This is a genomic window from Actinomadura macrotermitis (assembly GCF_009604375.1).
Classification (GTDB): Bacteria; Actinomycetota; Actinomycetes; order Streptosporangiales; family Streptosporangiaceae; genus Spirillospora; species Spirillospora macrotermitis.
Genome location: NZ_WEGH01000004.1, coordinates 321,331 through 334,182, shown reverse-complemented (window position 1 = coordinate 334,182; position 12,852 = coordinate 321,331). Strand labels below are relative to the sequence as shown.

The following is a 12,852-nucleotide window of genomic DNA, read 5'->3' as shown; positions in this document are numbered from 1 at the left end:
GGCCGGGCGTATGGCGGATGGGTTGTCGGCGGCGCTGCTGGAGCTGAGGCACCGGCTCGATCATGATCTTTTCCCGCTGGCGATCGGGGACGCCGCGGCCGACCGGCGCGCGCTGCGGGAGCTGGCCGGGCAGCTCGACGACTACCTGCTGCCGCGCCTGGCCGCGATCGACGCGCCGCTGCTGGCGGTCGTCGGCGGCTCCACCGGCGCGGGCAAGTCCACCCTGGTCAACTCGCTGGCCGGGGCGGACGTCACCGAGGCGGGCGTGCTGCGCCCGACCACGCTCGCGCCGACCCTGGTCGTGCACCCGGCCGACGCGCGGTGGTTCCTGTCCGCGCACGTGCTGCCCGGCCTGCCCCGGGTCACCGGCCACGGCCGCGGCGAGCCCGGCACGCTGAAGGTCGTCACCACCGAGGCCGTCCCGGCGGGGCTGGCGCTGCTGGACGCGCCCGACATCGACTCGGTCGTCACCGCCAACCGCGAGCTGGCGTCCCAGCTGCTCGCCGCCGCCGACCTCTGGCTGTTCGTGACCACCGCGTCCCGCTACGCCGACGAGGTGCCCTGGGGGTTCCTGCGCACCGCGCACGAGCGCAGCACCGCCCTCGCGATCATCTTGCAGCGGGTGCCGCGCGACGCGCTCGGCCCGGTGAGCCGCGACCTGAACCGGCTGCTGGACGAGCACGGCCTCGGCGGCACCCCGCTGTTCGCGGTGCCCGAGCTGGACCTGCCCGCCGAGAGCACCCGGCTGCCCGCCGCGGCCGTCCGGCCGGTCCGGCAGTGGCTGGACGGGTTGTCGGCCGACGCGCAGGCCCGCGCCGAGGTCGTCCGGCGCACCCTGTCGGGCGCGCTGGACAGCCTGGCGGTGCGAGTCCCCGCGCTCGCCGACGCCGCCGACCGGCAGCGGCTCGGCGCCGGCGAGCTGCGGGCGCTGGCCGGCCGGAGCTACGCCTCGGCGATGACGGCGTTCGACGAGGGCATGCGCGACGGCACGCTGCTGCGCGGCGAGGTCCTCGCCCGCTGGCAGGACTTCGTCGGGACCGGCGACCTGATGCGCGGCCTGGAGTCGCGCGTCGGGCGGCTGCGCGACCGGATCACCGCCGCGCTGCGCGGCCGCCCCGCGACCGCCCGGGAGCTGCGCACCGCGCTGGAGAGCGGCGTCGGATCGCTGATCCGCTCGGTCGCCGACGGCGCCGCCGAGCGCGCGGTGGAGGCGTGGCTGGCCACCCCGGCGGGCCGTGACCTGCTGGAACGCGCGGGCGTGGCGGCGGCGGGCCGGCTCGGCCGGGCCTCGCCGGAGCTGCGCGACCGGGTGGACGCCGCCGTCCGCGACTGGCAGGGGTACGTGCTGGAGCTGGTGCGCACCGAGGGCGCGGACCGGCGCGGCGTCGCCCGCGCGGCCTCGTTCGGGGTGAACGGGCTCGGGCTGCTGCTGATGATCGGGGTGTTCGCCTCCACCGGCGGCCTCAGCGGGCTGGAGATCGGCATCGCGGGCGGCACCGGCGTGCTCAGCCAGAAGCTGCTGGAGGCGGTCTTCGGCGACCAGGCCGTCCGCGGCCTCACCGACAGTGCCCGCGACGACCTGCGCCGCCGGGTCCGCGCGCTGCTGGACGCCGAGGAGGAGCGCTTCACCGCGCTGCTGGACCAGGTGGCCGTCCCCGACAGCGCACCGCTGCGCGCCGCCGCGGCGGCCGTGCACGCGCACCGGCGCGAGCTGCCCGAAGGGGAGGCGCGATGAGGCCGCGGCGGCGCCCGACACTGGACGAACGGCTGTCGGCGCTCGGCGCGGCCGCCGCGCTGGCCGAGGGGAGGCTGGACGAGGCGCCCGTCGAACACGCCCGCGCGGTCGTCGCGCGGGCCGGGGCGCGCGCCGCGCTGTCGGCCGAGCACAGCGTCGCGGCCCTGGCCGGCGCGACCGGCAGCGGCAAGTCGTCGCTGTTCAACGCCCTGTCCGGCACCGATCTGGCCGACGTCGGCGTCACCCGCCCGACGACCTCGGCCGCGCAGGCGGTGCGCTGGGACCCCGAGGGGTCCGGCCCGCTGCTGGACTGGCTGCGGGTGCCCAAGCGGCACACCGCCGAACCCGACACCGCCCTGTCGGGGCTGGTGCTGCTCGACCTGCCCGACCACGACTCGATCGAGGTGGCGCACCGGCTGGAGGTGGACCGGCTCGTCGGCGTGGTCGACATGCTCGTGTGGGTGCTCGATCCGCAGAAGTACGCCGACGCGGCCGTCCACGAACGCTACCTGCGGCCTCTGGCGCGGCACCGCGACGTCATGGTCGTCGTGCTCAACCAGGTCGACCGGCTGCCCGGCGGCGCCGTCGCGCGCTGCCTGGACGACCTGCGCCGCCTGCTCGCCGACGACGGCCTGGCCGGGGTGCCCGTCCTCGGCGTGTCCGCCCGCACCGGCCAGGGCCTGCCCGAGCTGCGCGCGCTGCTCGCCGACCGGGTCTCCGCGCGGCGGCTGTGGGCGGCGCGGCTCGCCGCCGACGCCGCCACCGCGGCCGACGGGCTCGCCAAGGCCGCCGGGTCGACCGCGAAACCGGGGAAACCGGCGGGCGGCCTGGCCGGGCCGCTCACCACCGCCCTCGCCGACGCGGCCGGGGTGCCGGCGATCGTGGCGGCCGTCGGCAAGGCGCACCGGCACCGTGCGGCCGCCGCGACCGGCTGGCCCGCGACCCGGTGGCTGCGCCGGCTGCGCGCCGACCCGCTGCGCCGCCTGCGCCTTGGCGGCGGGCGCACCTCGCTGCCGGCCGGGACGGCCGTCCAGAAGTCCGCGGTCGACCTCGCCGTCCGCGAGGCCGGCGCGGGACTGGCCACCGGGCTGCCCGAGCCGTGGGCCCGGTCGGTCCGGGAGGCTGCGCGCGCGCAGAACGACGAGCTCGCCGAGGCGCTCGACAAGGCCGTCGCCGCCGCCTCCCTGGACGCGGCCCGCCGGCCCCGCTGGTGGACCCTCGCGGGGGTGCTCCAGTGGGTGGTGTTCGCCGCGGCCGTCGTCGGCGCGCTCTGGCTGTTCGCGCTGTTCCTCGTCGGCTACCTGCGGCTGCCCGAACCGCCGACGCCCGAGGCCGGCGACGTGCCCTGGCCCACCGCCCTGCTGCTCGGCGGCGTCCTCGCCGGCCTGCTGCTCGCCCTGCTGTTCCGGGGCCTGGCATGGGTCGGCGGGCGCCGCCGCGCCCGCAAGGCGTCCCGGGCGCTGCGCGCGGCGGTCGCCGATGTCGGCGAGCGGCTCGTCCTCGGCCCGGCCGAGGACGAACGCGCCCGCTTCACCGAGTTCACCGGCGACCTGGCCCGCGCCCGCGCGGGCTGACCACCACGGGACGAACGTCAGGTGCGCAGAGCGTAGACAGCGGCTCCGGCGGCCAGCACGGCGAAGACCCCCGGCCCGATCATCGCCCCGAGACCGGCCGTCACCGCGTCGGAAAGGCCGAGCCGCTTTTGCAGTCCCGGTTCGGCGGGTGCGCTTTCCGGGACAGGGTCGTGCTGCGCTGAGGTCATTTCAGGTAGGGGTTTAGTGCGGGCAAGGAAAAGGGAATGCGAAAGGGAGGCGGGCCGTCCAGGTGTTCAGTTCGCCGCCAGGCGGGCCGTCGCCGTGGCCAGCACGATGTCCTTCACCCGCAGGACGGCCTTGGTGGTGACCACGTCCCCTTCGCAGGACTCCGGGATCGCCTCCAGGGTGACCGGCTCGTCCGAGGGCACGACGTCGAGGTACTCGACGTCCAGGCCGAGGATCCGGATGCCGTTCAGCCTGCCGCGCTCCTGGAGCACGTGGTGGATCGCCGCCCAGCCGGACACCTCCTCCAAGAGGACGGCGAGCAGGCCGTTGTGCAGCCGGCCCGGCGCCCCCTCGTAGAAAGCGCCGCCCTGCCATTCGGCCGTGACGCCCTTGCCGGCCGGGTGGTGCCGCAGCCCCAGCCCGTCGGAACGGGCCGGGCCGCACGCCCAGCAGATGGAGCCGGGAGCGATCCGTTCGTTGATGCTCTGTACGGATGAAGCCATGTGCGCCTCCGTGGCTAGTCGGGGATGACCAGGACCGCCTTGCCGCCGTCGAGCTTGCGTTCGGCCAGCAGCTCGATCGCGGTGTTGAGGTCCGACCAGTCGCCGCTGAACCCGATCGTCGGGTGCAGCCGCCCGTCGGCCACCAGGTCCACCAGGATCCGCAGGTCCCGGTCGACCGGGTCGGTCGAGGCGTAGGAGATGTAGTTCTGGACGCGGGCGCCCTCGTGCCCGATGAAGTCGTAGACCGCCAGCCGCCCCGGCTCCCCGGAGCTGGTGCCGAGGACCACGATGGTGCCGCCCGGGACGATCTGCTTGACGGCCGCATTGAACGCTTCGCCGCCCACCGACTCCTGGATCAGGTCGAACGGCCCGGCCGCCTGGTCCACCGCCGCGACGGTCTCGTGCGCGCCGAGCCCGCGCAGCTCGTCGCGGACCAGGCCGGCGCGGGTGGTGACCGCGCTCACCCGCGCGCCCGAGCGGGCGGCGAGCTCGACCTGGAAGCGGCCGACCGCGCCGTTGGCGCCGGTGACCAGGACCCGCAGGCCGAGCAGGTTCCCGCCGATCCGCAGGGTGCGCAGCGCCGTCAGGCCGGCGATGGGCAAGGTGGCGGCCTGCTCGATGGTGACGCCGTCGGGCAGGACGGCCAGCCGGCCGGTGGGGACGGCCGCGAGCCGGGACCAGCCCGCGCCCTCCACCAGGCCGACGACCCGGGCCCCGGCGGGCGGCCCGGAGCCGTCCCCGGCCGGCTCCACCACCACGCCGGCGATGTCCTGGCCCGGCCGCCACCCCGCGGCCCTGGCCTTGAGCAGCGCCAGCTCGCCGCGGTTGACCGAGAAGGCGCGGACCGCGACCAGCGCCTCGCCCGGTCCGGGGCGGGGCTCCGCGGCCTCGCCGAACGCGGTCGGCGCGATACCGCCCGGTGTGCCGATAATTGTGCGCATGCTCTCCTCCGTGCGAGTATGACGTTGCGATACCAATGAATCAGAAGCGGTACCGGCCACCAAGGAGCAATCGGTTATCGCTGCGATCATTGATGGTGATCGACGGGGCGGGCGGTAGTGGACCTTCGGCAATTGGAATGCTTTCTCGCGGTGGCGGAAGAACTGCATTTCGGCCGCGCGGCCGAACGCCTCAACGTGGTGCAGCCGTCGGTCAGCCAGCAGATCCAGCGGCTGGAGCGCGGCCTCGGGGTGCGGTTGTTCGACCGGACCTCGCGCCAGGTGGCCCTGACCGCCGCGGGGATGCGGCTGGTGCCCGAGGCCAGGGCGATCATGTCGGCCGTCGAGCGGGCCGCCGCGGCGGTCCGCGAGGACGGCGGGAGCGTGCTGCGGCTCGGCACCGCCGACGTGCTCGGGGAGCGGCTGGACGTGCTGCTGGAGCTGTTCGGCCGGCGCCTGCCGGGCGGTTCGGTGAACCTGGTCCAGGTGAGCCCGCGCGAGCGCCTGGAGCGGGTGCGCTCGGGCGCCCTGGACGCCGCGCTGATCCGGTCGGCGGCGCCCGTCCCGGGCGTGCGGCTGCGGCCCCTGTGGGAGGACCGGGTGGTCGCCGCCATTCCGGCGGCCCATCGGCTGGCGGCGAATGCGCGGCTCAGGCTGCGCGATCTCGGCGGGCTTCCTTTGCGTCTCGTCCCGCGCGAGGACAACGCGACCTTCGTCGACAAGATCATGGCGTCCTGCCGGGCCGCGGGATTCGAGCCGCGGCTCGGCCCGCCGTTCACCGGGCTGCAGGACACCCTGGTCGAGATCGCCTTCTCCGACGGTTCGTGGACGGTCCTGTACGAGGCCACCGGGCGCATCGTGTCCACCCGGCGGATCGCCGTCCGCCCGCTGGACGACCCCGGCCTCAGCGTCACGACCTACCTGGTCACCGGCGAGAACCCCGGGCCCGCGGCCCGTGCCCTCCTGGACGCCTGCGCCGAGGAGTTCACCGCCCCGGCCGCACCGGTGGACTGATCCGCTCGCGGAGTCACGGCGCACCGCGCGGGGGAAGCGGAAACCGTGCACATCGGATGAATATTTCCGCGACTTCGAGAATGCCGCGCGGAACGGCTTTAGACTGCCCTGGTCCTGAAGTCGATCAAGGTGGATCCATTGAACTTCCTGGTGAAGGCCGGCATCGGAGGCGCGGCGGTGCTGGCCGCCGGCGGGACCGTCGCCGTCATGGCGTCGGCCGACCCGGTCACGGCGCGGCCGGTCGCCGCGCACCGGACCGTCCCCGTCGACTCGATCGCGGCGCTCCAGCGGGCGGTGGACCGCGCCGCCGCCGGTGACGAGATCGTGCTGAAGGCCGGCTCCTACCGGGTCGACCGGCCGATCACCGTGCGCGGCGCCCGCGACCTGACCGTCCGGGCGGCGCAGGTGGGCAAGGTGACGCTCACCGGCACGGCCGGGTTCGAGCTGTCGGGCACCGACCGCGTCACGCTGTCGGGCTTCGTCTTCCGGCAGTCGGTGCCGGTCGAGGTGCCCGCGAGCGCCCCCCGCACGCGGCTGACCCGCAACGTGTTCCGGCTGGCCGAGGGCCCCGGCAAGAACAACTGGGTGTCGGTGGCGGCCGACGACGTGTCCGTCGACCACAACGCCTTCCAGGGCAAGCGCTCCCAGGGCGTCTACCTGCAGATCTTCCGGGACGCCACGGCGATGCCGCAGCGGACCCGCGTCTACGCCAACCTGTTCGCCGACCACCGGTACGCCGGCGCCAACGGCGGCGAGTCGATCCGGCTCGGCTACGGCGCGCAGGCCGCCCTGGTCGCCAAGGCGCGCATCGAGCGCAACCTGTTCGAGCACGCCGACGGCGACGCCGAGGCGCTGTCGGTGAAGTCCTCGGGCAACACCCTGCGCTACAACACCTTCCGGTCCAGCAAGGGCTGGCTGGTGCTGCGCGCCGGAAAGAACAACAGCGTGTACGGCAATTTCCTGCTCGGCACGTCCGGTATCCGGGTGCACGACGCCGACAACAAGGTCTACGGGAACTACGCCGGGGCGCTCACCATCGGCGGCTTCAAGAGCGACCACGCGCCCGCCGACCGGCTCGTCCTCGCCTACAACACCATCGTCGGGCCGGTGACCAGCAGCTACACCGGCGCGCCGAAGGGGGTGCTGTTCGCCGACAACCTGCTGAAGAGCGCCCAGGTGCGGCTCACCACCGACGGCTCGTGGAAGTGGACGGCCAACCTGATCGACTCGCCGAGCGTCTCCGGCGTCCCCGCCGGATACCTCAAGGGCGACGCCCGCCTGGTCCGGGCCGGCGAGATCTACCGGCTGACCGACCGCAGCCCGGCGATCGGCCGCGCCGTCGACGCCACCGGCGTCCCGGCGGTCACCGTCGACATCGACGGCCAGCCGCGGCCCGCGCGCGGCAAGGACGTCGGCGCCGACGAGTTCAGCACCGCCGCGCCGATCGACACGCCGCTGACCGCGGCCCGCGTCGGCCCCGCCGCCAAGTGACCGGAGCCCCGCGGGCGGCACGCCGCCCGCGGGGTCCCAGGTCAGGCGTGGTACGCGGCCCGCAGGGCGGTCTCGGCCCCGGCGGGCGCGCCGTGCCGGTCCAGGGCGAGCAGCGCGGCGCCGAGGATCGGCGGCGCCTCCGCCACGACGAGCCGCGCGTGCGGCGCCTCGCGGGCGAAGCCCTCGGCGACCGGCTCCATCAGCACCGGCCGCCGCGCCCGCAGGACGCCGCCGCCGAGCACCACCTCGGCCGGGGTCTCCAGCAGCCCGAGCCGCCGCAGCGCGCCGACGCCGAGCAGCACGATCTCCCCGGCCTGCCGGGCGACGATGCCCTCCGCGGCCGGGTCCCCCTGATCGGCGACGTCCAGCAGTACCGGCACCAGCTCCAGCAGGCGCCGTTCGGGCAGAGTGCCGGCGTGCACGGCGAGCGCGACGTCGGTGGCGCGGTCCAGGCCGAAGTGCGCGGCGGCCGCCGCCGCGAGCGCCGTGCCCGGGCCGCGGCCGTCTTCCGCGCGGACCGCGTGCCACATCACCGCCTCGCTGAGGGAGGCGCCGCCGCCCCAGTCGCCGGTGATGCGGCCGAGCGCGGGGAAGCGGGCGAGCGCGCCGTCCGGGCCGACGCCGACGCAGTTGATGCCCGCGCCGCACACGACCGCGACGCCCCACCCGGCCGCCGCGCCGGTGCGCAGCAGCGCGAAGGTGTCGTTGGCGACGTGCACGGACCCGGTCCAGCGCCGCTCCAGCAGCGCCTTCTCCAGGACCGCCTCCTCCTCGGGCAGGTCCGCGCCGGCCAGGCACGCGGTCAGCAGCGCCACCTCGCCGGCGCGCACGCCCGCGCGGCGCAGCGCGTCGTCGACGACGACGGCCAGCTCGGCGACGGCGGGCCCGACGCCGTCCAGCTGCGGCCGGAACGCGCCGCCGCGCCCGGTGGCCAGCAGCCTGCCGTCCGCGGTGAGGACGGCGACGTCGGTCTTGCTGTTGCCGCCGTCCACGGCGACCAGCGGCGCGCCGCTCACCGCTCCCTCCGCGCGGCCTCGGCGGCGAGCAGGTCGGCGGCCAGCCGGTCGGCCTGCTCGATCTGGCCGATCAGCGGGTGCGCCAGCAGCGCCGTGCGCACCCGGTCGTACCCGCCGTGCAGCGCCGCGTCCAGCGCGAGCTCCTCGTAGGCCGACACGTGCGCGACGAGCCCGGCGAACAGCGGCTCCAGCGGCGGCACCGGCAGCGGGACGGCCCCGGCGGCGGTGATCCGCGCGGGCACCTCCACGACCGCCTCCGGCGGCAGGAACGGCAGCGTCCCGCCGTTGCGGACGTTGGCGACCTGCACGTCGCCCCGGTCGCCGAGCAGCGAGGCGATCAGGTCGACGGCGGCCTCGGAGTAGTAGGCGCCGCCGCGCTTCTCCAGCAGCTCGGGCTTGGTGTCCAGCGCCGGGTCGGCGTAGATCTCCAGCAGGCGCTCCTCCATCGCGGCGACCTCCTGCGCGCGCGACGGCGCGTCCAGCTGGTCGCGGACGACCCGGTCGTGCTCGTAGAAGTAGCGCAGGTAGTACGACGGCACGACGCCGAGCCGCCGCAGCAGGTCCGGTGGCAGCCCGACGTCGGCGGCGATGCCCTCGGCGTGGTCGGCGAGCAGTTTCGGCAGCACCTCCTGCCCGCCGGCCGTCACCGACCGCACCCACGTCAGGTGGTTCAGGCCGGCGTGGCCGAGGGCGACCTCGGCGGGCGGCACGTCCAGCAGCGCCGCGAACCGCCGCTGGAACCCGATCGCGACGTTGCAGAGGCCGACGGCGCGGTGCCCGGCGTCCAGCAGGGCGCGGGTGACGATGCCGACGGGGTTGGTGAAGTCGACGATCCAGGCGTCCGGCGCGAGGGCGGCGACCCGCTCGGCGACCCGCAGCACCACCGGGACGGTGCGCAGCGCCTTGGCCAGGCCGCCCGCGCCGGTCGTCTCCTGCCCGACGCAGCCGCACGCGAGCGGCAGCGTCTCGTCGCCGTGCCGGGCGGCCTGCCCGCCGACGCGCAGCTGGATCACCACGGCCTGGGCGCCCGCGACGGCGTCGTCCAGGTCGGTGGTGGTGCGGACGGTCGCGGGATGCCCGGTGCGGGCCAGCATCCGGGCGGCGACGCCGCCGACCAGCTCCAGCCGCGCCGCGGCGGGATCGGTGAGGACCAGTTCGGTGACGGGCAGCGTGCCGGCGAGCCGGGCGATGCCGTCGACCAGTTCGGGGGTGTAGGTGGAGCCGCCCCCGACGACGGTGAGTTTCAACCTTTGACTCCTGTCAGTGTCACGCCCTGGACGAAGACCCGCTGCGCGAGGAAGAACACGACGATCACCGGCGCGGCGGCCAGCAGGGTGGCGGCCATGGTGAGGTTCCACTCCACGTGGTGCGCCGCGCGGAACGAGGCGACGCCGACCGCCAGCGTCCAGTTCTCGGGCTGGGCGTAGACGAGCGGGCCGAAGTAGTCGTTCCAGCAGTAGAAGAACTGGAACAGCGCGACGGCGGCGATCGCCGGCCGCGCCATCGGCAGCACGACCCGCAGCATCGTGCGCAGCTCCCCGCAGCCGTCGACGCGGGCGGCGTCGGCGTACTCGCGCGGGATCGTCATGAGGAACTGCCGCAGCAGGAAGATGGAGAACGCGTCGCCGAACAGGTTCGGCAGGATCAGCGGCCACAGCGTGCCGGTCAGGTGGAACCGCGCCCACACGATGTAGAGCGGCACCATCGTGACCTGCGGCGGCAGCATCATCATCGACACGACCAGCACCAGCGCGAGCTTGCGGCCGCGGAACCGGAACCGGGCGAGCGCGTAGGCGGCGGGCACGCTGCTCACCAGGCCGAGGACGGTGGCCAGGGTCGCGTAGACCAGGCTGTTCACCGTCCAGCGGACCATGTCGCCGGAGAACACGCGGCGGAAGTTCTCCCAGTGCCATTCGGTCGGCCAGAGCGACCCGCTGAGCGCCTGGCGGTCGCTCATCACCGCGGTCAGCGCCATGAAGACCAGCGGCGCGAGGAACATCACCGCGAGCGCGACCGCCAGGGCGTGGGTGGCGACCCACAGCAGCGCGCGGCGCCCGCGCGAGCCGCCCGCCGGAAGTGCCATCGTCATGATGCCTCCGCGTCGGTGAAGGCGTGGAACCGGCGGAGCAGCACCAGCGTGAAGGCCATCGCGACGGCGAACAGCACCAGCGCCAGCACGCACGCGTACCCCATGTTGAACTGCCGGAAGCCCTCGTCGTAGAGCCACTGGGGATAGGTGAGGGTGGACCCGTCGGGGAAGCCGGGCGCGAACTGGGTGCCGGGCTGGTCGGCCTGCCCGGCGGCGACCTTGGCCGCCACGAGGGCCTGGGTGAAGTACTGCAGCATCTCGATGACGCCGGTGACGGCGGCGAACGCCAGCACCGGGCTGACGGTCGGCAGCGTGATGTGCCGGAACCGCTGCCAGGGGCCGGCGCCGTCGATCGCGGCGGCCTCGTGCAGCGACACCGGGACGTCCAGCAGCGCCGCCAGCAGGATGATCATCACGTCGCCGACCGCCCACAGCGCGAGCAGCGCGAGGCCGGGCTTGGCCCAGGCCGGCTCGTTGAAGAAGTCCGGCAGGTCCACCCCGAGGCGCCGGGCGATCGCGGGCACCGGGCCGGTGCCGGGGTTCATCACGAACACGAACGCGACCGTCGCCGACACCGGCGGGATGAGGTAGGGCAGGTAGAACACCGACCGCAGCAGCGAGCCGCCGCGCCGGACGCGGGTGAGCAGCTGGGCGACGCCGAGCCCGAACAGCACCCGCAGCGGGACGACCACGACCACGAGCCACATCGTGTTGCGCATGGCCCGCCAGGCGTCGCCGTCGTGCAGCAGGTAGCGGTAGTTGTCCAGGCCCGCGTACTGCAGGGTGAACAGGTCGTAGCGGGTGAAGGAGAAGTAGACGGTGGCCGCCAGCGGGTAGCCGAACAGCAGCACCGCGCCGACGAGCCAGGGCGCCAGGAAGAGCGGCACGGCCGGTGACCGGCGGCGCCGCGCGCGGGGCCCGGCGGCGCGCCGCCGGGCCAGGGACAGGGCGGTCACCTGGTCAGCCGCCGTTCAGCTGCAGCGACTTGTCGATCCTGTTGTCCAGGTCGCGCAGCGAGGCGTCCAGGTCGCGGACCCGGCCGGGCTCCCACTGGTCCTGCACGAACTGCTGGAACTTCACGACGTAGTCGTTGCCGTTCGGCGTCGGCGGGGTGGTGGTGCTCGCCGGGTGCTTGAAGATCTGCAGGAACGTGGCGAACTGCGGCGGAAGCCTCAGGTCGGGCGAGGCCAGCGCGGGGATCGTGCTCGGCACGTTGCCGAGCTCGTTGGCGAGGCCGACCAGCGCGGCGGTGTCGGTGGTGAGGAAGCGGACGAACTCCCATGCCGCCTGCGCGTGCTGCGACCCGCGCGGCACGCCCATCACGGTGCCGGCGATGAACCCGCCGCCGTACTGCGCGGCCCGGTCGTCGGCGACCGGCGCGGGCGCGGTGCCGTAGTCGACCTTGGGCGCCTCGCGCTTGAGGAACATGGTGCGCCACTCGCCGTCGACGGCCATCGCGACCTTCCCCTTCTGGAAGGGGTTGGACGCCTCGAACTCCTGGCCCATCGACCGCAGGAACTTCTTGACGTTGGCGTAGCCGTACCAGTCGATCAGCTCTTTGTTCCACTTGAGGTAGGCGGCGACGTTCGGGTCGCCCGAGAAGCCGCCCTTGCCCTCGGGGGTGAGCCAGCGGATGCCGAACTGGGGCGCGATGTGCTGCGGGACGTGCTCGTAGTACTGCACCGACGGCATGAACCCGGCGACCTTGATGGTGCCGTCGGGGTCGCGGACCGTCAGCTTCTTGGCGAGCGCGGTCAGCTCGCTCATCGTCTTCGGCGGCTGCTCGCCCTTCATCAGCGCCTTGTTGTAGTACAGGCCGTAGGTGTCGGCGAGCAGCGGCATCGCGCACCGCCGCCCCTTGAACTGGGTGTAGTCCTGGACGGCCTTGGGGAACTGGGCCAGGTCGACGCCGCTCTTCTTGATGTAGGGCGCCAGGTCCTGCCAGGCGCCGCTCTGGCACCACTGGCCGACGCTGTCGGTGGTGAAGGAGGCGACCACGTCCGGCGGGTTGCCGCCGCGGATGGCGTTGGTGATGCGGTCGTCGGTCTGGTCCTTGACCACCTTGACGGTGATGTTCGGGTGCGCCTTGCGGAAGCCGGCGACGGCGTTCTCGAACGCCTTGGCCTCGGCGTCGGCGCTCCAGCCGTGCCAGACGGTGATGGTCTGCGGCGCGTCGGCCTTCGGCCCGGTGCCCTGGCCGCCGGACGCCGTGCAGCCGGCGGCGAGGACAAGGGATGCGGCGGCCGTGGCCAGCGCGGCCGGCCGTGGTGACAGGTGCACTCCTGGGTCTCCTTCGGGGGGTGCGG

Annotated in this window: 12 protein-coding genes; 4 read left to right on the top strand and 8 right to left on the bottom strand. The window is 74.6% G+C overall.

What is annotated here, in order from left to right; all coding sequences use genetic code 11:
- Positions 1-10 precede the first annotated feature (10 nt).
- Both ACRB68_RS30050 and ACRB68_RS30045 read left to right on the top strand, forming a co-directional pair.
- Complete coding sequence (locus ACRB68_RS30050; protein WP_235960404.1) at positions 11-1,735, top strand: GTPase family protein; 1,725 nt, start codon at positions 11-13, stop codon at positions 1,733-1,735.
- A complete protein-coding gene (locus ACRB68_RS30045; RefSeq protein ID WP_153538457.1) occupies positions 1,732-3,309 on the top strand; it encodes a YfjP family GTPase in 1,578 nt (525 codons plus the stop codon). Before ACRB68_RS30050 ends, ACRB68_RS30045 begins: the two co-directional genes overlap by 4 nt.
- 17 nt (positions 3,310-3,326) lie before the next feature.
- Here ACRB68_RS30045 and ACRB68_RS30040 read toward each other — a convergent pair whose 3' ends face one another.
- The 3 genes from ACRB68_RS30040 to ACRB68_RS30030 all read right to left on the bottom strand — a co-directional run bounded on the left by ACRB68_RS30040 (position 3,327) and on the right by ACRB68_RS30030 (position 4,939).
- Positions 3,327-3,497 carry a hypothetical protein gene (locus ACRB68_RS30040; RefSeq protein WP_153538455.1) on the bottom strand — a complete coding sequence of 57 codons (171 nt, stop codon included), beginning with the start codon at positions 3,495-3,497 and terminating at the stop codon, positions 3,327-3,329.
- A gap of 66 nt (positions 3,498-3,563) precedes the next feature.
- Positions 3,564-3,998 (bottom strand): PaaI family thioesterase, encoded by a 435-nt coding sequence (locus ACRB68_RS30035; protein ID WP_153538453.1) that lies wholly within the window; start codon positions 3,996-3,998, stop codon positions 3,564-3,566.
- Positions 3,999-4,012: 14 nt separating this feature from the next.
- On the bottom strand, positions 4,013-4,939 hold the full coding sequence (locus ACRB68_RS30030) for a zinc-binding dehydrogenase (RefSeq protein WP_153538451.1): 927 nt from the start codon (positions 4,937-4,939) through the stop codon (positions 4,013-4,015).
- Between the two features lie 117 nt (positions 4,940-5,056).
- Here ACRB68_RS30030 and ACRB68_RS30025 point away from each other — a divergent pair, with 117 nt between their 5' ends.
- On the top strand, positions 5,057-5,950 hold the full coding sequence (locus ACRB68_RS30025; protein ID WP_328594960.1) for a LysR family transcriptional regulator: 894 nt from the start codon (positions 5,057-5,059) through the stop codon (positions 5,948-5,950).
- A 138-nt stretch (positions 5,951-6,088) separates the two neighbouring features.
- Positions 6,089-7,441: a polysaccharide lyase 6 family protein gene (locus ACRB68_RS30020; protein WP_153538447.1), complete on the top strand. Its 1,353-nt coding sequence runs from the start codon at positions 6,089-6,091 to the stop codon at positions 7,439-7,441.
- Positions 7,442-7,482: 41 nt separating this feature from the next.
- Here ACRB68_RS30020 and ACRB68_RS30015 read toward each other — a convergent pair whose 3' ends face one another.
- Genes ACRB68_RS30015 through ACRB68_RS29995 form a run of 5 tightly spaced genes read right to left on the bottom strand, consistent with a single transcriptional unit; the run spans position 7,483 to position 12,826 of the window.
- The gene (locus ACRB68_RS30015) at positions 7,483-8,457 is read right to left on the bottom strand and encodes an N-acetylglucosamine kinase (RefSeq protein ID WP_328594959.1); all 975 of its coding nucleotides are present in this window, start codon (positions 8,455-8,457) and stop codon (positions 7,483-7,485) included.
- Positions 8,454-9,704, bottom strand: a complete 1,251-nt coding sequence (locus ACRB68_RS30010) for a 6-phospho-beta-glucosidase (protein WP_153538445.1) — start codon at positions 9,702-9,704, stop codon at positions 8,454-8,456. Before ACRB68_RS30010 ends, ACRB68_RS30015 begins: the two co-directional genes overlap by 4 nt.
- On the bottom strand, positions 9,701-10,546 hold the full coding sequence (locus ACRB68_RS30005) for a carbohydrate ABC transporter permease (RefSeq protein ID WP_153538443.1): 846 nt from the start codon (positions 10,544-10,546) through the stop codon (positions 9,701-9,703). Before ACRB68_RS30005 ends, ACRB68_RS30010 begins: the two co-directional genes overlap by 4 nt.
- Complete coding sequence (locus ACRB68_RS30000) at positions 10,543-11,502, bottom strand: carbohydrate ABC transporter permease (RefSeq protein WP_328594958.1); 960 nt, start codon at positions 11,500-11,502, stop codon at positions 10,543-10,545. The genes ACRB68_RS30005 and ACRB68_RS30000 overlap by 4 nt, the downstream gene beginning before the upstream one ends.
- A gap of 4 nt (positions 11,503-11,506) precedes the next feature.
- Positions 11,507-12,826 (bottom strand): ABC transporter substrate-binding protein, encoded by a 1,320-nt coding sequence (locus ACRB68_RS29995; RefSeq protein WP_207709867.1) that lies wholly within the window; start codon positions 12,824-12,826, stop codon positions 11,507-11,509.
- Between the last annotated feature and the right edge of the window lie 26 nt (positions 12,827-12,852).